This is a genomic window from Mesorhizobium sp. M0808 (genome assembly GCF_040320025.1).
Taxonomy (GTDB): domain Bacteria; phylum Pseudomonadota; class Alphaproteobacteria; order Rhizobiales; family Rhizobiaceae; genus Mesorhizobium.
The window spans coordinates 139,011-165,446 of the sequence record NZ_JAMYOX010000010.1 but is presented as its reverse complement, the minus strand read 5'-3'; the positions used below and the strand labels follow the sequence as shown (position 1 = coordinate 165,446).

Here is a 26,436-nt window from a genome sequence, read left to right as displayed (position 1 = left end):
TTGCGGCTGCCTGTCGATCGACCGGTGTAGCCTTGCGAACCCTGCCGATATGGCAGGACGCAAGGGGCCGGGGCCGAGGTATTGGCTGGGGTGAGTTGGCAGCGTGCCTGTCACTATTGCAGAACTCGGCAGCGCAAGACTTCGCCAAGTGCGAGACGGTGCGGCCCCGGTAAGGTTCAGCGGCGGTATTGTTCGTCGCTGACTTTCTCCATCCGCTCGACGGCCTTGCAATCGAGTGATTCCTGAATAGCAATATGCGACATTGCCGTAGTTGGGGTCGCGCCATGCCAATACATCATGATGATCCAGGAGCAGGCGGGGCGCATCGAAGAAGCTCGTCGGACGGGGCGGCGCAGCTTGTCGCGGCGCGGCCAACGTTCACCATCACGTCCTGGTTTAGAACGCAGTTCCGTAGGGATGTCGAGCGGATGGCCGCAGACATGGCCTCGCACCGCGCGGCCGGTGTCTCGGAACAGTAGATGCCCGTCACCCGATCCGGGCTTTGGGATTTTGCGACTAAACGGCAGCAACGAGAGTCATTGTTACGCGTTCGCCAAGCGGAAGAACGCGCCACTTTCCGACCTCAGCACCTCTAAGCGCGAACGTCTGGTGTGATGCCCGATGCGCGCGTTCGTAGGGCCATCTCGCTGTTACATCGCGGTGACAAAAGCACCGCGACGGTGGCGTCAACCGGTTACCAAGGGCAGCAAATATCTCCGGCCTTCTGGGATTGGCGTGTCAGCGTCCCCAGAGGCTGCGTGGGCGTGTCGCCGGTTGGCTGTTAGCGCGGCGACTGGAACGCTCCACGCCTGGCAAGCGGGATAGCGAAATCTCGTGAAGGCAAGGTCGAGCTGCGTTTTCCGTTCTGTATCGGCGACGGGCGGCGACTGGGAGAGACGGATACCATGCACGTGGGGCGTCTGGAAGTTGGCAGGACATGGACGCGGGGCGGCCCGCGTGCAGGCGCTTGGCTGAGCGGTGCAATGACCACGCAGCGCCACCTCGCAGCGATCATGGTTTGCGACGTGGTCGGCTATTCGCGCCTGACGGAGCGCGACGAGCGCGGCACGCTCGAGCGGCTGAAGATCTACCGCAAGGACCTCCTCGAACCGCTGGTCTCTGAGCACCGGGGTCGGATCGTCAAGCTCACCGGCGACGGCATGCTGTGTGAGTTCGCGAGCGTCGTCAACGCGGTGGCCTCGGCGATGGCGATCCAGCAGGCCCTGGCAGAACACGAGGCGGAGATGCCCGAGGAAGAGCGGATTCGCTTCCGCATCGGCATCAATCTCGGCGACGTGGTCTGCGAGGAGGACGGCGACCTCTACGGCGACGGGGTCAACATCGCCGCCCGCCTCGACAGCATCGCCGACCCCGGCACCGTGGTCGTCTCAGGCACCGCCTACGACCACCTTCAGGGCAAGCTCGACTGCGGCTTCACGCCGCTCGGCGACCTGCGCCTCAAGAACATCGAGCGGCCTGTGCGCGCCTACCGCGTCGAGACCGACGCCGGTGCCTCGGTGGCTGCACCGCCTCCGCTGCCCGCGAAACCCTCGATCGCGGTTCTGCCTTTTACCAACATGAGCGGCGATCCCGATCAGGAATACTTCGCCGACGGGCTGGTGGAGGACATCATCACGGGATTGAGCCGGGTGGACTCCTTCTTCGTGATCGCGCGCAACTCGTCCTTCACCTACAAGGGCCGGGCGGTGGACCTTCGCCAGGTCGGGCGCGAGCTGGGCGTCCGCTACGTGCTCGAAGGCAGCATCCGCAGAGCAGGATCGCGGGTGCGCATCAGTGGGCAGTTGGTGGACGCGATCAGCGGACATCATGTCTGGGCCGACCGCTTCGAGGGCGACGTGAGCGATATCTTCGACCTGCAGGACAAGGTGACCGAGAGCGTCGTCGGCGCTGTCGAACCGAGCATCCGGCTGCAGGAGATCAAGCAGGCGCGCATGAAGCCGACCGACTACATCGGTGCCTACGACCTCTACCTTCGTGCGCTGCCGCGCTTCTACAGCATGACGCGCGAAGGCTTCGCCGACGTGCGCCGGCTCACCAACGAGGCGCTCAGCATCGACCCAGGCTTCACCCTGGCGAAGGCACTCGGTGCCTATATCCGCAGCCTGTCGGTGAGTCAGTGCTGGCACGAGCCCGACGATATCCGCGTCGCCGTGCGCATGGCTCGCGAGGTGCTGGCGGACGCGCGAGACGACCCGACAAGCTTGCGTTTCGCCGCGCAGGTAATCGCCTACAGCGCCAAGGATTACGAGACGGCGCTGGACACGATCGAACGGTCCCTGCTCCTTAACCCCAATTCGGCGCAGGGCCATACGGGCAGCGGCTGGGTGAACGCCCATTCCGGCCACCCCCTCGTCGCGATCGAGCACTTCCACAGGGCAATGCGGCTGAGTCCGGTCGACCCCGAGAAGGGCATCGCGCTCTCCGGCATCGGGATGAGCTACCTGATGCTCGAACGCTACGAGGAAGCGCTGGTTTGGGGAGAACGAGCGCTGCGCGAGATGCCGAATTACGGCTCCTCGCACCGGGTGGTGATCATGGCGCTGGTCAAACTCAACCGGCTGGACGAAGCGCAGGCGGCGGCGCGGCGGCTGATGGAGGCGTTCCCGACCTACACGCTCACCCTGCAGAGACAGATCAACCCGTGGCGGGACAAGGTGTTCGCCGAGCGTTACGTCGAGGCGCTGGGCATCTCCGGCGTGCCGGAGTGATCGTCGCGTTTGCAAAGATGCCCTCTCCTGCGCGTCACGTCTGGCCAGGCGACGTCCCTTGATCCCGCGTCGCTTCTGGAAGGATAGTTCTCTGGCCGGCTTGTCGAGAACTGAGCGCGTAGAGCAGCTGTGAACAGCCGGCGCGAAGGCCGACGGACGGTTCAGCAAGCAGGACTTCGCCTATCTACCTGATCAGGATGTCTATCGCTGCCCGTCCGGAGCGTTGCTGACCTACCACTACAGCAACGTCGAGAATGGCATGACGCTGCGTCGCTACTGGTCGACCGCAGCTTGCGCGGCCTGCCCGATCAAGCGGCAATGCACGCCGTCCAAGGAGCGCCGGATCACCCGATGGGAGCGCGAGCATGTCGTGGAGGAGGTCCAGCGCCGGCTCGACGCCAATCCCGACGCCATGCGGACAGGCGCGAGACGGTCGAGCATCCCTTCGGCACGATCAAGGCCCGCATGGGCGCCACCCACTTCCTGACGAAACGCCTCCACAACGTCCCTTGCCTGCCCATGTATGGCCATGGTTGTTCCAGCGCTTTCGCGGCGTCAGCTATCGTGTTGACTACCGTGGCGTTGCGATCAAGGTAGATTGTCGGGCCCTCCTAATCGTTGCGACAGCAGGATTTGACCTGCGGGCGCCGGGTCGCTCCATCCTGGCTTGAGCTAACCGCCACTTCCGGCGTTTCTCCTCTCGATCGCGGAGTCGAGCAGCGACGAGCTGACCTGTCCTGATGACGACTGTCCCATTTCTGCAGTTGACGGCGAGCGGCGCGGCATTGCGGAAGCGCCGGCCCGCGCTGGCATTAATCAAGCCGATGAGCAATCCGCTGGCGAGTTTGCAATAGTCATCAACATAGGGCTACCGAGCGGGAGCCATCGTCATTCCAGATGGCTTTCATCGCCGCCTGCGCCGCCGTGATCCGAGGACGGCAGCGAAATCTTCCTTATCCGCACAAAGGGCATATAGTGGTAGGAACAAGAATATGGTCGGTTTCCAAATCTCATAGCCGGGCAAAGGGAGTTGAATGATGTCCACGAACAGCAAAGGTTTTTCGCGTCGCTGGGTCCTCGGCGGCAGCGCTGTCGCCTTCGCGGCCGGTCCGTTGGGAATGCCGTTCGTGCGAACGGCACACGCGCAGGTGGCGACCTACAAGGCCGGCGTTATTACCTCGCTGTCGGGCGAGAACATCCTCGGCGGCAACCTGACCAAGCGCGGTTACGACCTGTGGGCGGAGGCGATCAATGCCAAGGGGGGCGTCGAGGTCGCCGGCGAGCGTTTCAAGGTCGACATGTTCTACGGTGACGACCAGAGCAACCCGGCGACCGGCGCCGACGCCGCCGAGCGCCTAATCGTGCAGAACGAGGTGGACGTGCTGTTCGGCCCCTACACCAGCGGCTCGACCATCGCCGTGCAGCCGATCTGCCAGAAGTATCAGGTGCCGATGATTTCCGGCTCCGCGGAATCGCCGAACGTCTGGAAGGCCAAGCCGGAATTCAACTTCGGCATCATCCCGGCCGTAGACACCACTGCCGGTAAGTCGCTGGCCGTGCTGGCGAAACTGTCCAACCCCACGGCCAAGACGATTGCGGTGATCGGGGTCAACGAGCCCTTCTCGAAGGAAACCGGCGAAGGTTTCCGCGACGGAGCCAAGGAGGCCGGGCTGGAAGTCGTCGCCTACGAATTGGTGCCCGCCTCGGGCGACCTAACCCCAGTTATCTCTAAGATCGCAGCGCTCAATCCCGACATCGTCGCCGTCGGCGGCCATGAGGAGCCGCTGATCAATGTCGTCAAGACCTCGAAGTCGCTAAACTTCCGGCCCAAGGCGCTGATAATGCACTACGGCGTCACCGACCCGGCCTTCGCCGAGGCGCTGGCCGCGGACGCCGACGGCACCTGCGGCGTCTCGGTGTGGCTGCCATCGGTTCCGTACAAGGACGACGTCTTCGGCACCGCAAGGGAGTTTGCCGAGATGGCGCAAAAGAAGTCCGGGCACGAGCCCGACTACACCGAAGCGGCCTGCGCGGCCAGCGGCCTCGTTTTCGGCGATGCCGTCAAGCGACTCGGCAAGAAGCCGGCACTAACGCCCGAAGACAGGGTGGCGCTGAAGGACGCGATCGCGGAGACAGAAATCCAGACCTTCTATGGGCCGATCAAGTTCGAGAAGGAAGGCAACCACTACCATGACAACGTCCAACCGGTTCCGGTGCTGATCCAGATTCAGGGCGGCAAGACGGTGGCGGTGGGCCCGAAAGAGGCCGCGTCGGCAAACCTCACCTACCCGCTGCCGGCCTGGAAATAAGCGGCTTCGGACAGGGGGTGGGCAGCCTCATCGCCATCACCCTTTCTGGGGGAACGACGACGGTTGCGCGTGCTCAGAAAATAACGGACCATGCCATAGAGTGCGGCCGCCTTGCCGCGGCACCCCGCGTTTTTTTGGTTTGGCTGACTGACGGATGGTTCCCGCCTTGGATCTTTTCCTACAGACCTTGCTGAACGGCCTTCTGATCGGCGGCGTCATCGCCACCTTTACGATCGGATTCCAGCTCGCTTTCGGCGTGCTGCACGTCATCGATTTCGCTGTGGGCGGCTGGGTCGTACTGGGTGGCTATCTCGGCTACTACATGGCCGCCGGACTGGGCGTAGACGGATTCCTGGCGATCCCCGTGGCATTCGTGCTGTTCGGCGCCATTGGCTATCTGATTGGGCCGATCCTCTACAATGTCCGCAACAGCCGCACGGCTCGGCCGGAATTGATGGCGCTGGCGCTGACCTTCGGCCTGTTCACGCTGCTACGCGGCGGCATGCTGACCGCGTGGGGCTTCAATACCCACAGCGTTCCGACGGCGTTGAGCGGCGAGAGCCTTGCCGTCGGGCCGGTGACGGTGCCGCTGATCCGCGTGGCGGCGGCGGCGTTCGCCATCGCCATCGCCGGCGGGCTGTTCCTGTTCCTCTACCGCACCCGCTATGGGTTGGCGATCCGAGCGACGGCCGAAAACCGGCAGAACGCTGCGCTGATGGGCGTCAACATTCGCCGCCTCAGCGCCAATGTGTACGGGCTCTACGCAGGCATCACCGCCATGGCCGGCGTGCTGATGGGTGCAATTTTTTCAGTCAATCCGGAGGTCGGCCTGCGCTATACGCTGTTCGCGTTCTTCGTGGCTGTGCTTGCCGGGTTGGGCTCCGTCGGCGGTGCCCTTGTCGCCGCCTTGCTGCTCGGCGTCATCGAAGCCTTCGTCGCGACCTATGTCGGGTCGAGCTATTCGCTGCTGGCGATCTTCGCCACGCTGTTCCTCGTCCTGCTCCTGTCCCCGAGCGGGATCCTGCGACACGGCCTGTGAGGCCGGACATGAAGCAACGCCGGACCGGCCTCCTCCTGCTGATTGGGGTGATCATTGTGCTGGCGCTCCTGCCGATGCTGGTCAACAACTACTGGCTGCGCATCGCCACCGGCGCGCTGATGTGGGCGGGGCTGGCCTGCTCCTGGAACATGCTCGGCGGCTATGCCGGCTACATCAATTTCGGCCATTCGGCTTTCTTCGGGCTCGGCGCCTATGTCACGGCGCTGCTGATGGGCGACAAACTCGCCTGGCCCTTCTTTGCCACCGTCCCGGCCGGTATCGTGGTGACGGCGCTGTTTGCCATCATGATCGGCGCGCCGACACTTCGCCTGCGCGGCGCCTATTTCGCTATAGCCACCTGGGCCTTCGCCGAGGTGCTCATCCAGTTCACCTCGGTGATGGACTTTACCGGCGGCATTGGCGGAATTGGGCTGCCGCCCTTTCTCGACGAGCGCTTCTTCTACTTCGCCATGTTCGGCGCGGCTGCGCTGACCTACCTTATCACCTGGGCGCTGTTCGAGCGGTCGCGTTTCGGGCTGAAGGTCAAGGCGCTGCGCGACCACGAGCCGGCTGCCGAGGCAATCGGTATCAACACGTCGCTGGTCAAGCTGCAAACCTTCGTACTCAGCGCCGTTACCGCTTCGGTGTTCGGCGCGATCTTCGCCTACTGGGTCACCTTCATCAATCCGAAAAGCGTCTTCGGCGGCGACATCACCGACCAGATGGTGGTAATGGTGCTGCTGGGCGGGTTAGGCAGCCTGTGGGGGCCGGCACTGGGCGGTGTAGGGCTGTTCGTCGTCAACCGCGTGATCTGGATGTACTGGGGCGACACCGCCTTCTATATCGCCATATTGGGCGCGGCCATCGTGTTGGTGGTGGTGTTCATGCCGAACGGCATCGCCGGTCTGTTTTCGCGGCACGGGGCCAAGTCCGGCGCCGTGCTGGACAAGGCGGTCGGCAAGGTTGTCGGCGACGGCCATGGAGGGCCCAATTGAGCGTGGTCGAGGGCAAAACGGCCGGGGCCGGCGACCCTATCCTCGTCGTGCGCGAACTCTACCGCCATTTCGGCGGCATCAAGGCTGTCAACGGTGTGTCTCTGGAGGTCGGTCGGCGCGAGATCGCCGGCCTGATTGGGCCCAACGGGTCCGGCAAGTCGACTCTGTTCAGCCTGGTGTCGGGCACGGTGGCGCCGGATCGTGGCCAGATCCGCTTCGACGGTCACGAAATTGGCGGCCGAAAGGCTCACGCGATCGCGCGGCTGGGGCTTGCGCGCACCTTCCAGATTCCGGCCATGTTCGACAATATGAGCGTCACCGAAAACCTGCTAGCGGCAGCGGCCGAGGGCCATTGGCAGGGCGCCCGTGATCGGGCAGCCGAAACGCTGGCGCTGCTCACGCTGGACCATGTCGCCGACAATCGCGCTTCGGACCTTTCGGGCGGCCAGCAGAAGCTGCTGGAGTTCGGGCGCGTCATCATGCGACAGGCCACGCTCATTTTGCTCGACGAGGTGACGGCGGGCGTGCATCCCAACATCCGCAAGATCATCCTAGAGGCCATCGCGCGGCTGCGCGAACACGGCATCACCTTCCTGGTCATCGAGCACGACATGGAGATGGTACGCAACGTGTGCGATCGCATCATCGTCATGGATGCAGGGCGCGTCGTGGCCAGCGGCTCTTTTAACGACATCGTTCGCAATTCGGAAGTTATGCAGACCTATCTGGGGCGGCCGCAATGAGCACCACCCTCACCGCCGAAAACATCGTCACCGGCTACGGCAAGCAGGAGATCGTCCATGGCGTTTCACTAAGCGCGGAGGCTGGTAAGATCACCTGCATCTTCGGACCGAACGGCTGTGGCAAGTCGACCCTGCTCAAGGCGATTGCCGGCGCCCTGCCGGTGTGGAGCGGCACGGCCAGCCTGGGCGATGCAACGCTCTCCAACCTTGCCGTCCATGAGGTGGTGCGCCAGGGGCTGGTGCTGATGCCGCAGGGCGGCGGTGTGTTTCCGCGCCTCACAGTGATAGAGAATTTGCGCATGGGGGGCTACGCCATCGCGGACAGCCGGCTAGTCGAACAGCGCATCGAGGCGGTGATCGAGCAATATCCTTCTTTGGCGCGGCGACGGCGAACCGCGGCCGGTTCGCTTTCTGGCGGCGAGCAGGCAATGCTTGGGCTGGGGCGAGCGCTGGTCTCGGAACCGCGCTTCATTCTGCTCGACGAGCCTTCCGCCGGATTATCGCCGGCCATGGTCATCGAGACGCTCGAGCGCATTGGCAGCCTCACCGCGCACGGCATCGGCATCGTGATGGTGGAGCAGAATATCCGTGAGGCGATGCCGATGGCAGACAAGCTTTACATCCTGGCGGCCGGCGAAAGGCGCTTCGAGGGAAAGCCTCAGGATGTGCGCGACGATCGGCAGATCATGGATATTTATATGGGTGGAGCGTGAGAGGGCATTTGCAGTTCGGTCGGTCCTGGACGTGAGATTGCCGAGAGTCGAAGAGAGAAGCCTGTCTGCTCATGGCATCTCGCCTTCAGCGACGATGTCCACCTCATCATCACGCTCCCCGCTCGTCTGGCCAACCGGAATATCGCCGGCGAGCAGCTTGTCTTTGGACAGCAGGCCAGCGTCCTCGAGTGCCTCGAAATCCGGCAGGTCGCGCAACGTGTCAAAGCCGAAGTGGGTCAGGAACTTATTGTGACACCAATTAGTCAGGAGACGCCGAGCTGGCGTGTCTTTGAACATTTGCGACGCATCTTGTCCTGGCAATGCACGAGTTTGTTGCCTGCTCGCACAAAGTGCTCGAAACCGGTAAGGTCCTGGGTTAGAAGAGCTGGCAGGATGCCCCTTATGAAAAACCCGACGATGGACGATACCGACGATGGGCGCCCGAATGGCGGACGCAGCGCTCTGTTCACGCCGCCCGGCGATGCGTCCGGCGCGGAGCGGGTTTCGCGCCGGCGCAAGGCGCTGCTGTCGTCCTCGATGGTCGGCTCGACCAATCGCGGCCGTGTGCTGCAGGCCCTGTTCGATCTTGGGCCGACGAGCAGGGCTGAACTGGCCCGCCTGGCCGGGGTCAACCGCACCACCATTTCCGGAATCGTGCAGCCGCTGATCGACGATCAGGTGCTGGTCGAGAGCGACCCGGTTCCTCCCAGTCCGGGCGGCGGCAAGCCGGCCCGGCCGCTGTGGTTCTCGCCCAATGCCCGTCCGATCTGCGGTGTGCTGCTGATGCCGGATGCCGTGCATGCCTGCGTGGCGACGCTCGACGGCAAGATCGAATCGGAACGCAAGATGGCCCTGCCGGACGGCAGGGGGCCGGTCCGGCCAATCATCGAGTCGATCGCTGAATGCGTCGGCGACACTCTCTCCAGGGCGCGGCGCATGCCTCTCGGGATCGGTGTTGGCGTCGGCGGCATGGTTGACACCGATCGCGGGTCGATCGTCGCTGTCAATCTCGCGCCGGCGCTCGACCGCTACCCGCTCGCCGACGATCTCGGGCGACGCTTCGGCCTGCCGGTCAAGCTCGACCATCATCCGCGCGCCTTGCTGGTCGGCGACCGCTGGTTCGGCGCCGGGCGCGGCGTCAGGCAATTCGCGGTCGTCTACACGGGCGAGGTGCTGGGCGGCGCACTCTATTTCGACGGGCACCTCTATCGTGGCACGGCAGGCGCAGGCGGCGAACTCGGACACACTTTCGTGCAGCTCGACGGCGAGCCCTGCCGCTGTGGCAGGCGCGGCTGCTGGGACACCATTGCCACCTTGAGCTGGCTCCGGCGGGAGGCCGCCCGCACGGCTCTGCCAGAGCCAGACCTGATCGACTCGGCCCGCCTCGTCGACATGGCGGCGCGGCGGCTGCCGGGAGCGGCTGAGCTGCTCGACCGCTATGCCCGCAACGTCGCCGTCGGCATCGCCAATCTGCAGCAGACGGTGGCGCCCAACATTTTCATCATGCATGGCGATGTCGTGCTCGGCGGCGATTGCCTGCTCGGCGCAATCGCGGAGCATGTCCGCGCCATGGTTCCGTCACGACCCGGCGGCGCGATCGAATTCATTGCCGGCGATGCAGGTGACCGGGCCGCCCTCCTAGGCGCAGCCGGTCTGGTGATTTCCGAGCTGCTGCAGCTTCCGATCTAGGTATTCCGACACCCAACTATCCAGCGAGCCCCGGATAGCTTTGGAACCAGGGCTGCATACGTTCGAACTGAGCCGCCATCGCCAGAACGGTTTCGTCGGCGTGCCGCCGCCCGATGATCTGCAGGCCGACCGGCAGGCCCTGCGCCGTCAGGCCGGCCGGAACCGAAATCGCCGGATGGCCGGTATAGTTGATCGGATAGGTCATGCACCAGCCGATCAGCGGATCGACCGCCTCGCCATTGATCGATGTCGGCCCGATCGTGTTGCCGTCGGGGGCATTCTTGACGGGCGGAACGGCCAGCGTCGGCGAGACGATCAGGTCATGGGTTTCGAATACATCCTCGAGGCCGTCAAGGACGCCGGTGCGCAAAAGATCGTCGAGCGCATGGTCGACGGCGGACACCTTGTAGGCGCCCTCCAGCATGGCGAGGAACTGCGGGGTGAGCACCTTGGCGTGCTTGCCCATTAGGTCGATGCCCTCCTGTTTCCAGTACACGGCGATGGCAGCATAGTGGATCGAGATCGTGCGCACCCAAAGCGCAGCCAGTTCCTTGTGATCGGCCCTGAAATCGAGCTCGACCTCATCAACCTCAATGCCATGTGCTCGCATGACATCGACTGCCCGGGCAACGACGGTGGCGACCCCGGCTTCGACCGGAAAATTGCCCAGTCGCGGGCTGTAGGCCACGCGCAGTTTCGGCGTCCGCCCGGCAACGGCGCCGACATAGTCAACGCCGTGATCCGGCAGGCAGAACGGGTCGCGGTTGTGAGGCCCGGCCATGATCTTGGTCATCAGCGCGGCGTCCGCAACGGTGCGGGTCAGCGGTCCGATATGGACCAGAGGATGTCCCCACAAGAAGGCGTCGGGGCGAGTCACCGAAGGAATGCGGCCGAAAGAGGGCTTGAAGCCGACGGTGCCGCTGAACGAGGCGGGGATGCGGACCGAACCGCCGCCGTCCGTGCCTTGCGCCAGGGCCGCCATGCCGTCGCCGACCGCTGCCGCACTGCCGCCGGACGAGCCGCCGGAATTGTAGCCGATCGCGAAGGGCGTGCTGGTCGGCCCGAAGCGCAGATTGTCGGTGATACCTTTATGGCCGAACTCCGGCGTGTTGGTCTTGCCGAGCACGATGGCGCCTGCGTCGAGCAGGCGCTCGACCGCCACAGCACTTGTTTTGGGCACCCGGTCGTGCACCGCCCACGACCCCATCGAGGTCGGCACGCCGGCCATATCGTCGAGGTCCTTGATGCCGACGGGGACGCCATGCAGCGGTCCAAGCGAACCGCCTGCCATCACGGCCTTTTCGGCGGCCCGCGCAGCTTCCATCGCCTGGTCGCCGAGAACCAGCGTATAGGCGTTGACCACCGGGTTGCGCGCCTCGATGCGGCGCAGATAGGCCTCGGTTACTTCAACCGGCGACAGGTCGCGGCGCCGGATGCGCTGGGCCAGTTCCGTGGCCGGCAGGAAACAGATCTGGTCGTCTGCAGAAGTCATAAGCCGTTCCAGCTTGTTGGGTGCTATTTGATGAACACTGGATTTGCCGCGCCGCCGGTGCCCTTGCTCACTTTGACCGGACTGGCGCAGTAGAAGCCTTCGTAGCGGCGGTCCGAGGCACAGTCGGCGGCCAGCAGGTCGAGCGATGCCATTTCGGTGAACGCCACGCCCAGATTGCGCATCAGCGCGGCGTGCAGCACCAGCATCAACCCGGTCTCGGGCTCGTAGGTTGTCTCGTTGGCCAGTGTGTCGGTAACCAGACAGGGGATCTGCATCTGGTCGAACCAGCGCACGAGGTCGAGGCTGAAGGTCAGTCCGGGTTCCCAATATCCATCGCCGACGCGCTGGCTTCCCGCCGCCAGTGCGCCGACCCAGCCGGTGCGAACGAGAAGGATGCTGCGCGGCAGGATATCGACCGCTTGGGCCCGGGCGCATTCCATGAGGTCGCGATGCGTGAATGTTTCAGCGCGCTCAAGGGCCGGTTTGCCGCGGAACCGGGCGATGTCGAGCAGCACGCCGCGTCCGACGATCCCGCGCTCCGCGATCGGCATGATGCTGGCCTTGGTCATGCCGCCATTGGTACTGCTTGCCGCGAAGCCGTTCCAAAGCGTGTCGTCGAACCACATGTGGCCGAGCGCGTCGCAATGCGTGCCGGCCTGTGCGAAGCTGGTGATATAGTCGTCTGCGAATTCGAGGCCGCCGGCAAGCGGTTGCCAGTGACCGTTCTCGAAGCCGGCCTTGTCGGCGACCATGAAATGCTTCGCCGGCCAGCGGCCGGGAAAGACGGCATCGCCCTCAGAAGTCCCGACCGGCACGCCGAGGGTGAAGGTGCGGCCGTCCCGCACCGACGCCAGGCCCCGCTTGACCTCGTCGGCGGTCAGATAGTTGAGCGCTCCGATCTCGTCGTCGGCACCCCAATGCCCCCAGCGGCTCGGCGCATTGCCCAGCAGCCGGCGCAGCGTCATCGTTTCAGCCGCGCTCATGCTTCCGCCTGCGCGGTCGCCGGCTGCCTGGCGCCGGTGATATAAGCGACGACATCCTCCATGTTGGTGCCGGAACTTGCGAGATCGGCGACCTTGCGGCCCCTGCGCATCACCACCACGCGGTTGCACACCTGCCAGAGATGATCGAGATTGTGGGTGACCATGACGATCGTCAGCCCCTGGGCGCCGAGTCGTTTGATGAGGTCGAGCACCTCACGGGATTCGCGCACGCCGAGCGCCGCGGTGGGCTCGTCGAGCAGCAGCAGCTTGTGGCCCCAAAAGGCACCGCGCGCGATCGCCACCAATTGGCGCTGGCCGCCGGACATGCGATCCACCGGTTTGCTGCGCACCCCGGGGATCTCGATGTGCAGTTCCTCGAGGCCGCGCATCGCGATGTCGCCCATCGATTTGCGGCGGATCCAGCGCAGCAGCGCCGGGCCGCGGCCAAGCGCAATCTCGCGGCCGAGAAAGAAGTTTTCGGCGGCAGTGAACGTGCCGATCAGCGACAGGTCCTGATAGACCGTCTCGATGCCGAGGCGTTGCGCTTCGGACGGCGGCGACAACTTTTGCGGCCGCCCTTCGAGGATCACGTCGCCGGAAGTTGGGTCATGCGCGCCGGCCAGGATTTTGATCAGCGTCGACTTGCCGGCACCATTGTCGCCAACGAGGCCGAGTATGTCGCCCCTGGCGATGTCCAGCGAAACGTCATCGAGTGCCTGGATGCCGCCGAAGCTGCGGCAGATCCGGCGCAGGCTGAGCAGCATCTTCTGCGCCATGGCCTATCCCCTCGCATAGCGGCGGCCAATACCGCCGAGCGCTACGGCGACGACGAGAAGGCAGCCGGTGAACAGGAACTGCGTGAAGATCGGCGCGCCGATCATGGCCAGCCCATTGTTGCCGACGGCGACCGTCAGCACGCCGATCAAGGTGCCGAGGATATGGAACTGACCCTCTCGCAGCGCCGCCGAACCGAGGAAGGCGGCCGAAAACGACGTCAGCATGAAGCTGTCACCCGCCGTCACCTGGCCGGAGCCGAGATTGGAGGCCATCAGCACGCCACCGATAGCAGCACAGGTGCTGGCGATGGCGAAGGCAACGATGCGGCTGCGATCGACGGCGACGCCGGCGCGGCGCGCTGATTCCGGGCTGACGCCGATGGCCTTGATGTGTTGGCCCTGCACTGTTCGGTTGAGGATCACCCACAGCAGCGCAAGCACGACGGCCATGATGATGACGAGGTGCGGCACTCCGGCAATCCGGCCGATCGCGATACTGGTGAATTCGCGCGACTGGGTGAGCTGCAGCGGAATTCCGCCCGAATAGGCGTAGTTCAGCCCGACGATGATGGTGCCCGTGCCAAGCGTGGCAATGAAGGCGTTCACCCCGATCTTCGAAACGACAATGCCGTTGACAATGCCGATGACCGTTCCGAGGCCGACGACAAGGAAGATGGCGGGTAGGATCGGCAAGCCACTGCTGCTCAACAGCCCGACCACGAGAAGCCCGCAGAAACTCGCGACATAGCCGATACTGAGGTCGAAATCACCGGCGACGAGGGGCACGGTGAGGCCGGCCGCGACAATGGTGCCGATCGCCATGTCGTTTACGATGTTGCGAAAATTGCCGATGGTTGCGAAGGTCCCCGGCTCCAGCACCGAGAAGATCCCCAGCATCGACGCCAGCACGATGATGGTGCCGTAGGTTCCAAGCAGGCGCATGAGCAACGCGCGCCGCTGTCGGGCATTGGGCGAGGCATAGCCGGTCTGCGTTGACGGCAGGACGCGGGGCGCCTCTGCCGGAGCGTGGGTTTCGGGCAGGAAATGATCAGCGGACATAGCGGCTCTCATGACAGCACTCCGGCCCGGCCAGGCAAGTCCGGCCCAGACCCACAATCAGGAGAGCTTACTGCGGATTGTCCTTGATGAACTTGTCGACGTTCTCTTTGGTGACGAGCGTATAGCCTGGCACGAAGGATTTGGGCTTCCACTGGTCGCCGGCTGCCAGGATGTCGGGAATCTGATCAACTAGCATTTTGCCTGCCGAAGTCAGATCGACACCGAGCGTGGCGGTCATCGTCCCGTCCTTGACAGCCTGGACAGCGGGCGCCGTGGCGTTGAACGAATAGACCTTCACGTCGCTGCGGCCGTTCTGCTTCAGCGCCGCGATCGCGCCCATAGCGTTGTCGTCATAGCAGTTGAAGATGGCGAACGGCCCCTTGGCGTTGGCATTGGCTGCAAGCCAGGCGCTGGTCGCGGCCTGCGACGATTCGGCAGCACCCGGGATGCTGATCTCGTGCGAGGTCGCCTTGAGCCCCGGATTTGCCTTGACGGCCGTATCGAAGGCGTCGGCTCGTTCGCGGCACGGAATGCCGGGATGGTAGGTGAGGTCGAGTACAGTTCCGGACTTGCCGATGTCCTTCAGCATCAAGTCCATCAGCGGTTGCGCAGCACCGGTACTTGCAGATAGCGCGATCCCGTCTGCCATGCCGCCGCCGGCCGAAAGCACGGGGATCTTTGCGTCCGCCGCCGCCTGGAGCCCGGCCGCCAGGCCCGTCGAATCGAAGACCGTGACGATGATGGCGTCCACCTTCTTGGTTGCCAGCTGCTTGATGCTGGTGATCGCTTGCGAAGGATCGCCATTGGCATTGAGCGTTTCCACCGACCAGCCCTTAGACTTGGCTTCCTGGCTCATCGTGTCGACCATCTGGTTTGTGTCGACGTCGGATGTCGAGAAGGTGACGATGCCGATCGTCAGCTTGTCATTCGTGGCGAGGGCGGTCGACGTGAAGGATGCTGCGACGAGCGCTGCGGTCGAGAGTTTCTGAAAGCGGTTCACTGTGCGTATCCCCTGTTGACCGAGTGTTCCGGCTCACGTCCAGACCGCGCAGCAGCCCAGCTTGGGCGCCATCTACAGGTCGTCACAGTCAGTCTGTTTGTTCGTGCGAGCCACGTACTAACTATAGGCACAAGCTCTTATGCCGCGCAACGGCTAATTTCAACCGGCTTTGGTCACTCGAGGTTCAATCGCTGTGGGGCTCTTGGGGCAAGCGCGCGGCTAGGCCGCCTTCTTGATCTCCGCGACCTGAACGCCCAGTCGGAACGCCTGACCGTCTGCGAACGAACGCGCGTAGCTCTCAGATGTAAAAGGGACCGTGGTGGTGGTGCCGTTGACCGTCACGCGAACCGACCACTCTTTGTCCCTAATGATTTCAACGGCATGTTGCTCATGCGCAGCCATGCATTCCTCCCAGAATCTTCCGTTGAGGATGGGAGGATAGCGTCGTAAAACTGGTTTGCATGCAAATAATCCGACACCGCGACGTCGAAATGTCGAAACACGCACAGCTAGGCTTAAGTCGATGGCCTCGCCTTGAGCTGTTCGAGGTGTTCCTTGGCGAGGTTGAAAGTGCGGTGGCAGTCTCTTCAGCCTCCGCCCGGAAGCGGACATCGCGGGTGACAATGCTGGAGGTCATGTTGCGCGCCATTTGCTGACCTTCATGGCATCTACAAACCTGCCGTTCGCGCTATGACTTGATGCGACCTCCCATGGCCCGAAACGACCGCTGCCCAGGGTTCCGCAGTCATTCCTCCCATCGCCCCCGGCGGAACCCGTTCGATCCAGACCGGTTGCTATGCCAGCATGCAGAACCGCGGCCTGACACCATCATGTGGATATGGGATTTGGCGCAGTCCTCGCAGCCTCGACATGTCCGCGCGGTATTAGAGCTGGAACTCAGCCGAAAATTCAGCTCCATCAGGATGCAGCGTAAGCCGGGAGCTGCCCTTCAGGGTGTGGCGGAACGCTGCCTCCAGGACGCGGGAGCCGTAGCCGGTGCGGCCGGCGCTGGTTATGATCGGGCAACGTTCCCGCCAGCGAAACATTACACGCGTCGCGCCCCCTTCGCCCGCCTGCACCGTCCATTGAATGTCAACTCGCCCCTCAGGCGAAGCAAACGCGCCATGCTTGACTGCGTTGGTGGTGAGTTCGTGAACGGCCATTGCGAATGCCTGGACCGCATCTTGCGGTAGCGCGATTGCGGGGCCGTCGAGATTGAAATTCCCACCTTCCCGTCCGCCATGCGCCTGCAGCTCCAGCCGCAGAATCTCGGACATATCAACACTTCCCCTCGGCGCGCGCACCAACAGATCCTGCGTGCGTGCCATGGCACCGAGCCTGCTCTCGAAGGCTCGGCCGAATTCCTCAAGCGAACCGCTGTCGCGCAGCGTTCGTCTTACCAGCGCATCGACTGTGGTGAGGACGTTCTTTATCCGGTGATGGAGCTCGCCAACCTGCGTTTCCCGCTCCTTCTCCATGCGGCGCTGCTCGGTGACGTCGCGGATCGCCAGCAGTATGAGGTCGAGGTGGTCGAGGCGTCGCCCGTTGAGGAGCATGACGCGGCGGCCGACGTGCTCAAAATCATGCTCCACTTCCACATCATCGAAGGCGTTGTTGTTGGGCAGGACGTTCTCAAGCAGCTCTCTCAGACGCGGGATGTCCCATTGCCGATTGCCGAGCTCGTAGATCAGCCGCCCCTTAGTGTCGTCAGGAGACACCTGGAAGGCGTCATAGAAGGGCCGGTTGGCGCGAACCACCTTCAGGTCCCAATCGAGCACCAGGAGCGCCTCCCGGGTACTGTCAATCAGCTTTTCCCCGAACTCGACGTAGCCTTCGAGTTCGAACCGGGCCTGTTCGGTCTCGGTGCGATCTGAGATGACCAAAAGGATCAGTTCAGGGCGGTCGCCCTCGGGCGGCAGCCGCCTCGCGTTCAGGATCATGATCCTTTTGCCGATCTCCGGGAACTTATGCTCTAGCCGGTAGTGCTCCACTACCGACTGCTGCGGCAGGATCTCTTCCAGGAGCCGACGGAGCTCGGGGATATTCCACTGGCCATTGCCGATTTCGTAGAGCAGGCGCCCGCGGGTCTCTTCGGTGTCGACCTTGAACAGCGTATAGAACGCCGAATTGGCTTCCTCGACCGTAAGGTCGTCTCTTAGGACCAGCAGCGGCTGATCCATTGTCTGCAGGATCGCTTCGGCAAGGCCAGTTGAACCGAGATTGTACAACCGGGGTGGCCTGCTTTCCCCTGAGGATTTTTGGTTGCCCATTCGTTACAATGAACAGCAGATTGAGCTAGAGTCCAGTTGGTAGCTCCTTGTGAGCCCCACTTGATCGGAAACAGAAGGAATGGCCTCTTTCTAACGTCAACCGGTCTGCGGCGCGCGCAGCCAGAAAGTCGGCTCGCCGCCCAACCGCGACGAAGAACGCTCCGCGGCTGTACGGCAGAACGAATCCTTCGGCCGGCTCGGTCGCGCCATGCGCGGACGTCTGCAGTGGACTCACTGAAGATCGCGATCCGGCCTCTTCTCGGATGTTTGTCCAGCAAGATCAGGCGAATTGATGATCCATTTCCTGACAGCGATCCCATGAGAATGTCGTGATCAAAAGCTACCAGGAACGGGATCAACATTGGTTGGATCGGGTGGGCCGCGATGTTGGACGTGCACTGCGGATTTCGGGCGGAATACACGTTTTGCTGCGCCCAAGTGATTCCTTGATCCGTTTCCAACGAGGTTCCCCTGCCGCTGGTTTCCGACCGATCAGGCTGGCCGCGGTTTGTAAAAGCGGCACCAGCCATCAGGGCTGATTTCGCCCGCAACGATCTCGCATGCATTCGGCTCCAGGAAATGGGCCCACCCTGCGCAGCGGCGACCTTTGTCTGGAACATCCTGATAGAGTGCCAGAGGCTTTGGCGTTATTCCGGCGCCACGCGCCGCAGGCTGGCCCGTCATGCAGGAAGCAAGCCCGCCTCCACCGGCATGGCGACGCCGGTCATCGATACCTTCAGAAACTTCCGACGAGACAGCGTCTGGCTTGGCACGCTGTGTGCCGACCAGCGATTTGCCTCACTACGATCACCGTTCATAACCTTTCCTCCCAATCGACATCCGAGGAACGCCGACGCCGTCAAGTGCTGGGTCAAATCGACTTGAGGTACTCGATCAGGTCACTCTTTTCCTGATCGGTCAGATCAAGGCCCAGATGGTCGTCATAATGCTTGATGACGTCATTGAGGGTGGCGAACCGCCCGTCGTGGTAGAAACCGCCCTTGTGGATTTTTTCCGTGTTCCAAAGTGCACGCAACGATGCCGTCCTGTAACGCTCGTCCGGGGATCGCATCGCCTGGAAATCGTCGATCCCGATCTCATCGGCCGTATGCAGGTTCCATCCCGGCTCGGTGAATAGTGGCGGCACGTGGCAAGTGCCGCATTTGGCCTTGTCGTTGAAAAGTGCCTCGCCTTTCTCCGCCGCCGCACTGTCGAAGGCGCCCTCGGGCGGCTTCGGGGTCGGCAGCGAAAGCTGATAGAAGTGAAGCGCCGGCAGCTTCGCCGTGATCCGGTCTTCCTCGTCCTGCTTGTGGCCCTGTTTCGTTCTCGCTGCGACCGGATACTTCTCTGTATCGTCCAGGCGCGGATCGTAGAAAACGCCTTTGCCGTGCATTTCGAGATTGCCGACATAGGCGTTCCAGTAGCTCACCGTGCCCCAGGCTCCGGTCCATGTATGGTTGTTCACGCCGGCCAATCCGAAGGCGGGTGGATTGAGCGTGGCGGCCGTCTTGCCGTCCGGCCGGAATGCCTTGCCGTCGAGGTTCAGTTCAGCATCGAATTTGCCAGGGCCCCATGCTTCCACCGCCTTCTTCACCTCCGCTTCGGATATCTGCAGCATTTCGGTGAACGCCGTGAGGTCAGGCGCCAATGCAACGACAGCGCCTATATTGAGGTCGCGGTTCGGCCAGCCGTCCAGCCTATGCCCGATGCCTGGCGCATATGCGTCGTCAACGGTCGAATGGCACACGGCACATTGTATGCCGACCGAAGTCAGCGTCTTTCCGTCCTCGGCGAAGAACCCGGTGACCCCGACAACGGCATTGGCTTTGAGCAGGAGAAGCGTGCTTGCAGGATCGGTAAGGTCGACCTCACCTTTGTCGAGAGCTGCAGCCACATCCTTCGGAATTGCATTGACATCGACCTTGAGGCCAAGTTCGAGAGCCATTTCCGGACTGAGGCCAGGTCCGACCCCGCCCAGTTTCTCCCCGGCGATCGCCTCATGGAGCTTGAGCTTGCCGCCCCAAAACTCCTCGCTACCAAAGGTATCGAAACGGAAAGTCTCGCGACCTTCCTTGAGATATCGCTTGGCCTGCTCGGCCGTGGCGGCGTCAAAATCCTTTCCACTGACCGATCCTTTTGCGCCCGTCTGGGCAGCGGCCGGAATCAAAGCCGCGGAGACCAGAATGACCAAGGAGACACCAATACGATTGAACCGTGCTGACACTGCCTTGTCCTCCCGAACATTGTTTTCCAGTTGGTCTACCCGTTCGGCGACGTCCCGATTGCGTGGCTACCGAATCTGGCTGACAATATTGGATGACCGAACCGTCAAAACGTTCCCGCGTCCGGCGCGAAGACCGATCGATCGATAGAGCATGGACCTTCTGCCGGCATGGGAGAGAGAGGCGCAGAAAGACCTTCCGTCACGCAGTCAGGCTGGAAAACGAAGGCGATCTATAACGGTGTCGATTAGTCGCTCGCAGCGTCGGCCCTTGAAGGGGAAGGCATTGAGCAGCACGGGGCCAATCTGCTCGTCTAGCTCTTGGCGAAGGAGACGGCGAGCGCGATGGAGCCGCGTCCGCACTGTCTCGGGACGCACGCCGAGCAGTTCCGCTGTCTCGTCATTAGAGAGTCCTTCGATTGCTCGGGCAATAAGAACAACGCGGTAGGCGGGGGGCAGCCTATCGGTTGCCTGTTCGACCAAGCTCAGGATTTGTCGTTGCGCCACCGTTCGCTCTGCGTCCCCGGAATGCTTGTCGAGAGCAAACTGTATGACTTCGGCATTGGCCCGTGCCGCGGATTTTGCAAAAGCTGCCGCGCGCCGACTCCTTCGCAAGCGTCCTAGTGCCTCGTTGACGACGATCCTGCAGAGCCATGTCGACAATGCCGATTCTCCTCGAAACTCGGCAAAGTGGGCGAAGGCGTTGACATAGGCTTCCTGAACGATGTCCTCGGCTTCGCTGTCGTCGTCGGCCAATCCACGCGCGATACGGTAGAGGCGCTGGTTGTGCATCTGCATGATGGTTCGTAATGCGTCCGCGTCGCGCGCCAACGCGCGGCGGACCAGTTCCACATCCTTGGAATTGCGCCCGTCATCGCCCCTGTCGATGCGTGGGTCGGACATGACAACTTATCTAATCACCAATTCGGTGCGGTCACAGCAAAAAAGGTCCTAGTCGACTCTTTCATCAGTGGAAGGCAACAGGCAATCAAACACAGCGGCGAGAAGCAAGCCGACGGCGCCTATCATGCCGACGATGCTATGACGCTTCATTACCCGCCCTCCAAGCACAGCGTCCATCAAATGCCGGGTTTCCGGCTAAGAGCAGTCATACGCGCTTCTAGGAAATGAAGGTCGCCTTCGGGTCACGAGCGCTGGTTGGGCCCAATGTCCGGTTTCTGGAAGGAAAATGGGTCCCGGAAGGTCAGGATTGGGTCCATGAGTGTGAGTTCAACCGAGGGCGAGCGAACTTCCGCTTAGGGTAAAGCCACCAGGACAGCTTCAGGCGGAGCCATCACCTTCAGCACCGCTTCGTGTCGTACTGCTGGCTGGAGACGCCCCTCGTTGACGGGCACGGCCGGCCTTCGCCTTACGGCCGCGCCAGCCGCGATCCGAACGGACGAAGGCTTCCAGCATGTGCGGAATCAGGGCTGCGGCGTCCACGGGTTCGTAGAGCCGGCTGTGTTCGGCTGCATACTGGTCGAGTTCCTCCTTGAGCGGTTCCGACAGGGAGATGGTCATGCGGACGACGCCAACCTTCGGCAGCCGACCGAGCCTCAGATCCGGCATGGTTCACCTCCTGCTTGTGAGACAAAGACATGTTGACTGTTCAGATAATCGACATAGGCAACGAGGTCGCGATGAACGGCGGCAGGCAGTTCGACGGTGATCTTGACCGGACGGTCATCGGGAATGGCAGAAAGTTTCAGCTTGGTCATGATGGATCCTTTGGCGTGCCGTAAGGCACAAGAAGAAGGTCGCGATTGACAATCACGCGAACCGGGAAACCGGGCCGCACGGTGAGCGTCGGCTGGACATTGAGCTGATTGCGCACGAGCTGCTGGCCAATATCGGAGGCCGAATCCTGCGCGCTTTCGCGGATGGCCTTGGCGATTTCCCTTTCGTCGTCGCTGGACCCAAGCGATGTCCCAATGCCCAGCAATGTCGAGAGTGCTGCGGCCCGGAACATCTGGCCCCAATGACGGTCGACCTCGTCCTCCAGCCCGGAAAATCCTTCAGCGTCTGCGCCCTGCTGGCGCTCCAGCACGATCGAGGTGCCGTCAGGCATGATCAGCCGGTTCCAGACCAGCAGCACGCGCGACTGGCCGAAGGCGACGTGGCTGTCGTACTGGCCGATCAGCCTCGCACCCTGCGGGATCAGGAGATGGGATCCTGTCGGGCTGTCGTAGACATTTTCCGTGACCTGAGCGGTGATCTCGCCGGGCAGATCGGAGCGGATGCCGGTGATAAGGGCAGCTGGAATGACGCTGCCGGCTTGCACCACATGGGGCGAGGCCTTCTCGGCGAGCCGATTGGGGCTGACTGTACGACGGTCTGGCTCGGCATTGACGAAGGCCAGCTTGCGATCCTGCACGTTTTGCGCGGCGCCAGGATCGATTGGTGGCGGCCCCGGCGGCGGAGTCAGACCAGATTGGGTGTCCGGTTCTATGACTCTGGTGCCAGCATTCTGTCGTGCGGGACCAGGTCTCGTATTCGTATCGGTGAAGAGCTTCGCCACGCGTGCGGCCTCGATCTCGGCCAGTCGGCGCTGCTCCTCCGGATCTGCGCGCGGTCCACTGACGTTGGACGCCCCAATCGGTTGGCGGCGCTCCTTCGCGCGCAAGATCGGCCGGCCCAAATCGCCAGGCAGCGCGGGGCCGAGTTGCGGAACACCGGCATAGTCCTTCGGCAGCTTCTGTAGCCCGTCGGCCGTTGAGCGGTTTTCGGTGGTGAAGAGCTCGGGCGGCTGTTCGGTTCCGCGCTGTCTGGTGTCGAGCGCCCAAATCAACGTGCCGAGGATCACAGCGCTGGCAACTCCACCAACGCCTATCAGCACCTTGCGCGACAGTCGCGTGACCCTGGCCGGTTCGGGCCGAAGGCGCAGTTCCGCTCGAATGTCCTGGTTGGGTGCATTTGCAGGGTCGCTCATCGGAACAGCCTCGTGCTAGGCGAGGTTCGTTTGCCGTCCGTGCGCACGATGCGGACGCGCTTTTCGCTTGTTTTGTCGCCGAGCCTCAATTCAGCGGCGGCAAACAGCCGATCAACGACGTAGTAGTTCTGGCGAGCACGGTAGTTGACCAGCTCCGAGCCGCCCGATGGGCCGATGACGAAGAGCGGCGGCATTTCACCTTGCGCTATGCCCGACGGGAACTCGATATAGACCTTTGCACCGTCATCGAAGGCGCGAAGCGGCCGCCAGGGTGCGGCATCGCCCTCGATGCGGTAGCGGAAATTCAGTTTCTGGAGGTCGACGCCGGTCGCGACCGGCTTTGCGGCGGAAGCCTGCGCATTCTGGCGCCGCAGCGCAATCAGTTGGTCCTGCGGATACTGCCAGGAGACGGAGGCCATGTAGGTCTTTTCGGTCGAGCGGAGCTCGAGATGATAGGTGCGGCGGTCGCTATTTATGACCAGGTTGGTCTGGAGGTCTGGCCGTGTCGGCTTCACAAGAATATGGACCTGCTGGCGCTCCCCTGCCCCACTTTGCGTATCGCCGATGATCCAGCGCACTGTGTCACCGGCGGCGACTGGCCCGGAGCCGACAAGCTGCTCGCCGGGCTGCAAGGCGATGTCGGTGACCTGGCCGGGTGCGGCGTAGACCTGGTAGAGCGCGCCCTCACTCCAGGGATAGAGCTGGATGGCATTGACGAAACCGTCGCGAACCGGCTGCATGCGCGCGGCCTCATTGGCCTGGCTGATCCGCTGCTTCGGATCGGCTGGCTCCGGCTTCACCTTCGGGTTCGTGGCCTCGACCGGTTTCAACTGACCAGGCAGCGGAAGCAGTTTCGGCACTTCCACCACCTTGACCGGACCAGGCGGGTCGACCCTGCGCACGGCAGGCACCGCATCGTCGTAGGCGATTTCCGGCGGAATGTATTTCTTCGATGCACAGCCGGCGAGCGCCGTTGCCGACAGCAATGCCAGGGCAAGCCTACGTGCCTTGGGCGCATTGCGCGTGGCCGGTCTCGCCGATGTTCTTGTTGGTGCTGCACGCATCATGAAAACTCCTTCGACCAGCTGATGGCGTTGACATAGACGCCAAGCGGATTGACTTTGAGCCGGTCAGCGTCGCGGGGTTGCTGAATCACGATTGTGAGGATTGCGGTCCAGCGCTCGGTGCCGGCCAGGTTGCCGTTCTCGTAGCGGCGCTCGATCCAGGCGACGCGGAAAGAATCCGGCGAAGCACGGATGACGCTGGAAACCTCGATGGCGATCTGGAGTTTGCCCAATTTGGCAAACGGGTCGTTCAAGCGAGCGTAATCATTGAGGGAAATGGCGCCGCGGTCTGTGGTGTAATCGTAGGCGCGCAGCCAGTTTTGGCGGACGATGACCGGGTCGGCCGGAATGCTTCTGACCTCTTCGATGAAGCGGGCCAGATGCCAGGCGATCTGCGGATCGGTCGGCCGATAGTCGGCAATGGCCGGGGCGACAAGCTGCGCCTCGCCAAACTTGTCGACCTGAACCACCCAAGGAATCACCGAACCGCGCGTCGATTGCCAGACCAATGCGGATGCAAAACCGCCGGCCAGGACGAGCGAGCCGAAGGCCATCAGCCGCCAGTTTTTCGCCTGGACGCGAGCCGAGCCGATGCGCTCGTCCCAAATCTGGGCTGCACGCTGATATGGCGTCTCAGGGTGAGGCGTTTTTCCGTAACGAACAAAAGGGCGTCTAAAGGGGGTCATCGGCGGTCGTCCTGATCGAGGGAAACATTCATTGAGCCGCCGCCATCATCGCTCGAATGAACTGAATGCGCGGCGATGCTGGCGCCATGGCTCATGGCCTGGCCGCGCTTCATGCGTTTTGCCCATGCGGGCGGGGCGTCGGCACTGGTTTGGGTGGTCGACCAGTCACCGGAGGAAGCCGTTCGCGACGATCGCTCTCCACTCGTCGTAGCCCAAGCTGCCAAGCGGGCGGCCTCGTAGCTATCGGACAGGGCTGACGCGGCGCGCGACATTGCCTGCTTGACGGGTTGAACGGCAGCGCTGGCACCAGCCTTTGCGACACCCGCCATGCCGGCGGCGATTGAGCCTGCACCACCTCTTCCAGACGTGGCTGCGGCGAGTTCCCAGGCGGCCGAAGTGCTGCCGGCCAGATGCGCGCCACTACGTGCGGCGGCTGCCGACATGCGCCCGCCTGCACTGAGCCCGCCTGCTGCGCCGCCTATTGCGGCGCGGGCGCCCATAGCGCCGGCTACGCCAAGGCCACCAACGGCGAGGCTCGTGCCAACAGCGGCACCTGCGCCCAGTTGCGGAGCACCCGAAACCAGCCCCGTCGCGATGCCTGGACCGAAGATCGACAGGCCCATCAGCGACAATGCGCCGAGAACAAGCGACAGCGCATCGGTGATCGTCGGTTGTTCGGCACCAAAGCCTTGAGTGAACTCGCCGAACAGGCCCGAGCCGATGCCGACGATGACGGCGAGCACCAGGATTTTCACGCCGGAGGCAACGATGTTGCCGAGCACTTTTTCAGCGAGGAAGGCGGTCCGGTTGAACAGCGCAAAAGGGATCAGCACGAAGCCGGCAAGCGTCGTCAGCTTGAATTCGACCAGCGTGACGAAGATCTGTACGGCGAGAACAAAGAACGCAATCAGCACGATCGCCCAAGCAATCATCAGGACCACGATCTGAACAAAATTCTCGAAGAACGAGACGTAGCCCATCAACTGGCTGGCGGCTTCGAGGATTGGATTGCCGGCATCGACGCCGACCTGCGCGACGCGGCCCGGCTGCAGCAGTGCGGCGCCCGATAGTGCCGAACCTCCCGCCTTCAGACCGAGCCCGGAAAAGCTCTCGAAGACGATCCCGGCCAGACGATTGAAGTTGCCGATGATGAAGGCAAAGAAGCCGATATAGAGCGTCTTTTTCATCAGTCGGTGCAGGACGTCCTCATCCGCACCCCAAGCCCAGAACAGGCCGGCAATCGTGATGTCGATGACGATCAAAGTGGAGGTGAGGAATGCGACCTCGCCGCTGAGCAGCCCGAAGCCAGAATCGATATAGCGGGTAAAGGTCTCCAGGAAGCGATCGATCACGCCGGTGTCGTTCATGGCGCCACCGTTTCCGGATGCAGCCGGTCTTCCGCGCGAGGCGGAGTTGGCGGTTGGAGCGGCAGCATTCGGCTCTGGTCCTTTTCGATCCACGGAGCCGCGTTTGGCGCGATGGGGCGGAGGGATGGTTGCAGGAAGCGTCGGCGGCTTTCCGCCCAGGCTCTCCTGCAGGCTTCGTCGTCAACGGCCGCCATGCCGATGGCCCGGCATCGGGCAAGCTCGACCTTAGCCGGCTCGCCGCCCGGATATGCGGAGCGCGGGGAGGACGCGTCGTGCGAGCCGTCGCCGCGCAGCGCCATGGAGGCGGCGGTCATGGCGGTGCCAAGGGCAAGAACGGCTGCTATCCGGGCGGCGATCTTGAGATCCATGCGA

The 26,436-nt window shown here is 63.0% G+C and carries 24 protein-coding genes and 2 pseudogenes; 8 read left to right on the top strand and 18 right to left on the bottom strand.

Translation table 11 applies throughout. From position 1 onward, the window contains the following. Positions 1-176 precede the first annotated feature (176 nt). Positions 177-530 (bottom strand): cupin domain-containing protein, encoded by a 354-nt coding sequence (locus NKI25_RS15290; RefSeq protein ID WP_352595129.1) that lies wholly within the window; start codon positions 528-530, stop codon positions 177-179. A 453-nt stretch (positions 531-983) separates the two neighbouring features. Here NKI25_RS15290 and NKI25_RS15285 point away from each other — a divergent pair, with 453 nt between their 5' ends. The 7 genes and pseudogenes from NKI25_RS15285 to NKI25_RS15255 all read left to right on the top strand — a co-directional run bounded on the left by NKI25_RS15285 (position 984) and on the right by NKI25_RS15255 (position 8,528). Next, the gene (locus NKI25_RS15285; RefSeq protein WP_352595132.1) at positions 984-2,729 is read left to right on the top strand and encodes an adenylate/guanylate cyclase domain-containing protein; all 1,746 of its coding nucleotides are present in this window, start codon (positions 984-986) and stop codon (positions 2,727-2,729) included. A 133-nt stretch (positions 2,730-2,862) separates the two neighbouring features. Continuing rightward, a pseudogene (locus tag NKI25_RS15280) lies at positions 2,863-3,236 on the top strand (transposase); the annotation flags it as partial. Between the two features lie 527 nt (positions 3,237-3,763). After that, on the top strand, positions 3,764-5,038 hold the full coding sequence (locus tag NKI25_RS15275) for an amino acid ABC transporter substrate-binding protein (protein ID WP_352825609.1): 1,275 nt from the start codon (positions 3,764-3,766) through the stop codon (positions 5,036-5,038). A 166-nt stretch (positions 5,039-5,204) separates the two neighbouring features. Then, a complete protein-coding gene (locus NKI25_RS15270) occupies positions 5,205-6,077 on the top strand; it encodes a branched-chain amino acid ABC transporter permease (RefSeq protein WP_352642802.1) in 873 nt (290 codons plus the stop codon). An 8-nt stretch (positions 6,078-6,085) separates the two neighbouring features. Further along, entirely contained in the window at positions 6,086-7,072 is a 987-nt protein-coding gene (locus tag NKI25_RS15265; protein ID WP_352595138.1) for a branched-chain amino acid ABC transporter permease, read from the top strand. 2 nt (positions 7,073-7,074) lie between these two features. Beyond that, a complete protein-coding gene (locus tag NKI25_RS15260) occupies positions 7,075-7,815 on the top strand; it encodes an ABC transporter ATP-binding protein (RefSeq protein WP_156937422.1) in 741 nt (246 codons plus the stop codon). Continuing rightward, the gene (locus tag NKI25_RS15255) at positions 7,812-8,528 is read left to right on the top strand and encodes an ABC transporter ATP-binding protein (protein WP_352595141.1); all 717 of its coding nucleotides are present in this window, start codon (positions 7,812-7,814) and stop codon (positions 8,526-8,528) included. The genes NKI25_RS15260 and NKI25_RS15255 overlap by 4 nt, the downstream gene beginning before the upstream one ends. Positions 8,529-8,597: 69 nt before the next feature. On the opposite strand, the pseudogene NKI25_RS15250 reads toward NKI25_RS15255, so the two are convergent. Beyond that, positions 8,598-8,774, bottom strand: a pseudogene (locus NKI25_RS15250) (SMC-Scp complex subunit ScpB); the annotation flags it as partial. Positions 8,775-8,930: 156 nt separating this feature from the next. Here NKI25_RS15250 and NKI25_RS15245 point away from each other — a divergent pair. After that, positions 8,931-10,217: an ROK family protein gene (locus tag NKI25_RS15245; protein WP_352595144.1), complete on the top strand. Its 1,287-nt coding sequence runs from the start codon at positions 8,931-8,933 to the stop codon at positions 10,215-10,217. Positions 10,218-10,233: 16 nt separating this feature from the next. Here NKI25_RS15245 and NKI25_RS15240 read toward each other — a convergent pair whose 3' ends face one another. The 16 genes from NKI25_RS15240 to trbK-alt form a co-directional block, all read right to left on the bottom strand. Then, on the bottom strand, positions 10,234-11,709 hold the full coding sequence (locus NKI25_RS15240) for an amidase (RefSeq protein WP_352595146.1): 1,476 nt from the start codon (positions 11,707-11,709) through the stop codon (positions 10,234-10,236). A 23-nt stretch (positions 11,710-11,732) separates the two neighbouring features. Next, positions 11,733-12,692 (bottom strand): cyclase family protein, encoded by a 960-nt coding sequence (locus NKI25_RS15235; RefSeq protein WP_352595147.1) that lies wholly within the window; start codon positions 12,690-12,692, stop codon positions 11,733-11,735. Continuing rightward, the gene (locus NKI25_RS15230; protein WP_352457238.1) at positions 12,689-13,468 is read right to left on the bottom strand and encodes an ATP-binding cassette domain-containing protein; all 780 of its coding nucleotides are present in this window, start codon (positions 13,466-13,468) and stop codon (positions 12,689-12,691) included. Before NKI25_RS15230 ends, NKI25_RS15235 begins: the two co-directional genes overlap by 4 nt. Positions 13,469-13,471: 3 nt before the next feature. Further along, positions 13,472-14,527: an ABC transporter permease gene (locus NKI25_RS15225; RefSeq protein WP_352595150.1), complete on the bottom strand. Its 1,056-nt coding sequence runs from the start codon at positions 14,525-14,527 to the stop codon at positions 13,472-13,474. Positions 14,528-14,594: 67 nt separating this feature from the next. After that, the gene (locus NKI25_RS15220; RefSeq protein ID WP_352595153.1) at positions 14,595-15,527 is read right to left on the bottom strand and encodes a sugar ABC transporter substrate-binding protein; all 933 of its coding nucleotides are present in this window, start codon (positions 15,525-15,527) and stop codon (positions 14,595-14,597) included. 219 nt (positions 15,528-15,746) lie between these two features. Next, complete coding sequence (locus NKI25_RS15215) at positions 15,747-15,929, bottom strand: hypothetical protein (RefSeq protein ID WP_023679139.1); 183 nt, start codon at positions 15,927-15,929, stop codon at positions 15,747-15,749. A 482-nt stretch (positions 15,930-16,411) separates the two neighbouring features. After that, positions 16,412-17,755 carry a sensor histidine kinase gene (locus NKI25_RS15210; RefSeq protein WP_502897381.1) on the bottom strand — a complete coding sequence of 448 codons (1,344 nt, stop codon included), beginning with the start codon at positions 17,753-17,755 and terminating at the stop codon, positions 16,412-16,414. 913 nt (positions 17,756-18,668) lie between these two features. After that, the gene (locus NKI25_RS15205) at positions 18,669-20,021 is read right to left on the bottom strand and encodes a hypothetical protein (RefSeq protein WP_352595159.1); all 1,353 of its coding nucleotides are present in this window, start codon (positions 20,019-20,021) and stop codon (positions 18,669-18,671) included. A 207-nt stretch (positions 20,022-20,228) separates the two neighbouring features. Beyond that, a complete protein-coding gene (locus NKI25_RS15200) occupies positions 20,229-20,921 on the bottom strand; it encodes an RNA polymerase sigma factor (RefSeq protein ID WP_023679398.1) in 693 nt (230 codons plus the stop codon). 378 nt (positions 20,922-21,299) lie between these two features. Then, positions 21,300-21,587, bottom strand: a complete 288-nt coding sequence (locus tag NKI25_RS15195; RefSeq protein ID WP_352572196.1) for a DUF2274 domain-containing protein — start codon at positions 21,585-21,587, stop codon at positions 21,300-21,302. Beyond that, a complete protein-coding gene (locus tag NKI25_RS15190) occupies positions 21,575-21,736 on the bottom strand; it encodes a DUF2274 domain-containing protein (protein ID WP_502896937.1) in 162 nt (53 codons plus the stop codon). Before NKI25_RS15190 ends, NKI25_RS15195 begins: the two co-directional genes overlap by 13 nt. Then, positions 21,733-22,947: a TraB/TrbI/VirB10 family type IV secretion system protein gene (locus NKI25_RS15185; protein WP_352595162.1), complete on the bottom strand. Its 1,215-nt coding sequence runs from the start codon at positions 22,945-22,947 to the stop codon at positions 21,733-21,735. Before NKI25_RS15185 ends, NKI25_RS15190 begins: the two co-directional genes overlap by 4 nt. Then, on the bottom strand, positions 22,944-24,014 hold the full coding sequence (trbG, locus tag NKI25_RS15180) for a P-type conjugative transfer protein TrbG (RefSeq protein WP_352595165.1): 1,071 nt from the start codon (positions 24,012-24,014) through the stop codon (positions 22,944-22,946). Before trbG ends, NKI25_RS15185 begins: the two co-directional genes overlap by 4 nt. Next, on the bottom strand, positions 24,011-24,697 hold the full coding sequence (gene trbF, locus NKI25_RS15175; RefSeq protein WP_352595167.1) for a conjugal transfer protein TrbF: 687 nt from the start codon (positions 24,695-24,697) through the stop codon (positions 24,011-24,013). Before trbF ends, trbG begins: the two co-directional genes overlap by 4 nt. Continuing rightward, entirely contained in the window at positions 24,694-26,064 is a 1,371-nt protein-coding gene (gene trbL, locus NKI25_RS15170) for a P-type conjugative transfer protein TrbL (RefSeq protein ID WP_352595170.1), read from the bottom strand. The genes trbF and trbL overlap by 4 nt, the downstream gene beginning before the upstream one ends. After that, positions 26,061-26,432: a putative entry exclusion protein TrbK-alt gene (trbK-alt, locus tag NKI25_RS15165; protein ID WP_352595173.1), complete on the bottom strand. Its 372-nt coding sequence runs from the start codon at positions 26,430-26,432 to the stop codon at positions 26,061-26,063. The genes trbL and trbK-alt overlap by 4 nt, the downstream gene beginning before the upstream one ends. Positions 26,433-26,436: the final 4 nt, after the last annotated feature.

Bases quoted from the DNA above. Each gene is read 5' to 3' on its own strand.
- NKI25_RS15235 (WP_352595147.1), bottom strand. From the start codon at position 12,692: ATGAGCGCGGCTGAAACGATGACGCTGCGCCGGCTGCTGGGCAATGCG.
- trbK-alt (WP_352595173.1), bottom strand. From the start codon at position 26,432: ATGGATCTCAAGATCGCCGCCCGGATAGCAGCCGTTCTTGCCCTTGGC.
- trbL (WP_352595170.1), bottom strand. From the start codon at position 26,064: ATGAACGACACCGGCGTGATCGATCGCTTCCTGGAGACCTTTACCCGC.
- NKI25_RS15225 (WP_352595150.1), bottom strand. From the start codon at position 14,527: ATGTCCGCTGATCATTTCCTGCCCGAAACCCACGCTCCGGCAGAGGCG.
- NKI25_RS15255 (WP_352595141.1), top strand. From the start codon at position 7,812: ATGAGCACCACCCTCACCGCCGAAAACATCGTCACCGGCTACGGCAAG.
- NKI25_RS15195 (WP_352572196.1), bottom strand. From the start codon at position 21,587: ATGCCGGATCTGAGGCTCGGTCGGCTGCCGAAGGTTGGCGTCGTCCGC.
- NKI25_RS15230 (WP_352457238.1), bottom strand. From the start codon at position 13,468: ATGGCGCAGAAGATGCTGCTCAGCCTGCGCCGGATCTGCCGCAGCTTC.
- NKI25_RS15275 (WP_352825609.1), top strand. From the start codon at position 3,764: ATGATGTCCACGAACAGCAAAGGTTTTTCGCGTCGCTGGGTCCTCGGC.
- NKI25_RS15265 (WP_352595138.1), top strand. From the start codon at position 6,086: ATGAAGCAACGCCGGACCGGCCTCCTCCTGCTGATTGGGGTGATCATT.
- NKI25_RS15185 (WP_352595162.1), bottom strand. From the start codon at position 22,947: ATGAGCGACCCTGCAAATGCACCCAACCAGGACATTCGAGCGGAACTG.
- NKI25_RS15200 (WP_023679398.1), bottom strand. From the start codon at position 20,921: ATGTCCGACCCACGCATCGACAGGGGCGATGACGGGCGCAATTCCAAG.
- NKI25_RS15240 (WP_352595146.1), bottom strand. From the start codon at position 11,709: ATGACTTCTGCAGACGACCAGATCTGTTTCCTGCCGGCCACGGAACTG.
- trbG (WP_352595165.1), bottom strand. From the start codon at position 24,014: ATGATGCGTGCAGCACCAACAAGAACATCGGCGAGACCGGCCACGCGC.
- NKI25_RS15190 (WP_502896937.1), bottom strand. From the start codon at position 21,736: ATGACCAAGCTGAAACTTTCTGCCATTCCCGATGACCGTCCGGTCAAG.
- trbF (WP_352595167.1), bottom strand. From the start codon at position 24,697: ATGACCCCCTTTAGACGCCCTTTTGTTCGTTACGGAAAAACGCCTCAC.
- NKI25_RS15215 (WP_023679139.1), bottom strand. From the start codon at position 15,929: ATGGCTGCGCATGAGCAACATGCCGTTGAAATCATTAGGGACAAAGAG.
- NKI25_RS15245 (WP_352595144.1), top strand. From the start codon at position 8,931: ATGAAAAACCCGACGATGGACGATACCGACGATGGGCGCCCGAATGGC.
- NKI25_RS15285 (WP_352595132.1), top strand. From the start codon at position 984: ATGACCACGCAGCGCCACCTCGCAGCGATCATGGTTTGCGACGTGGTC.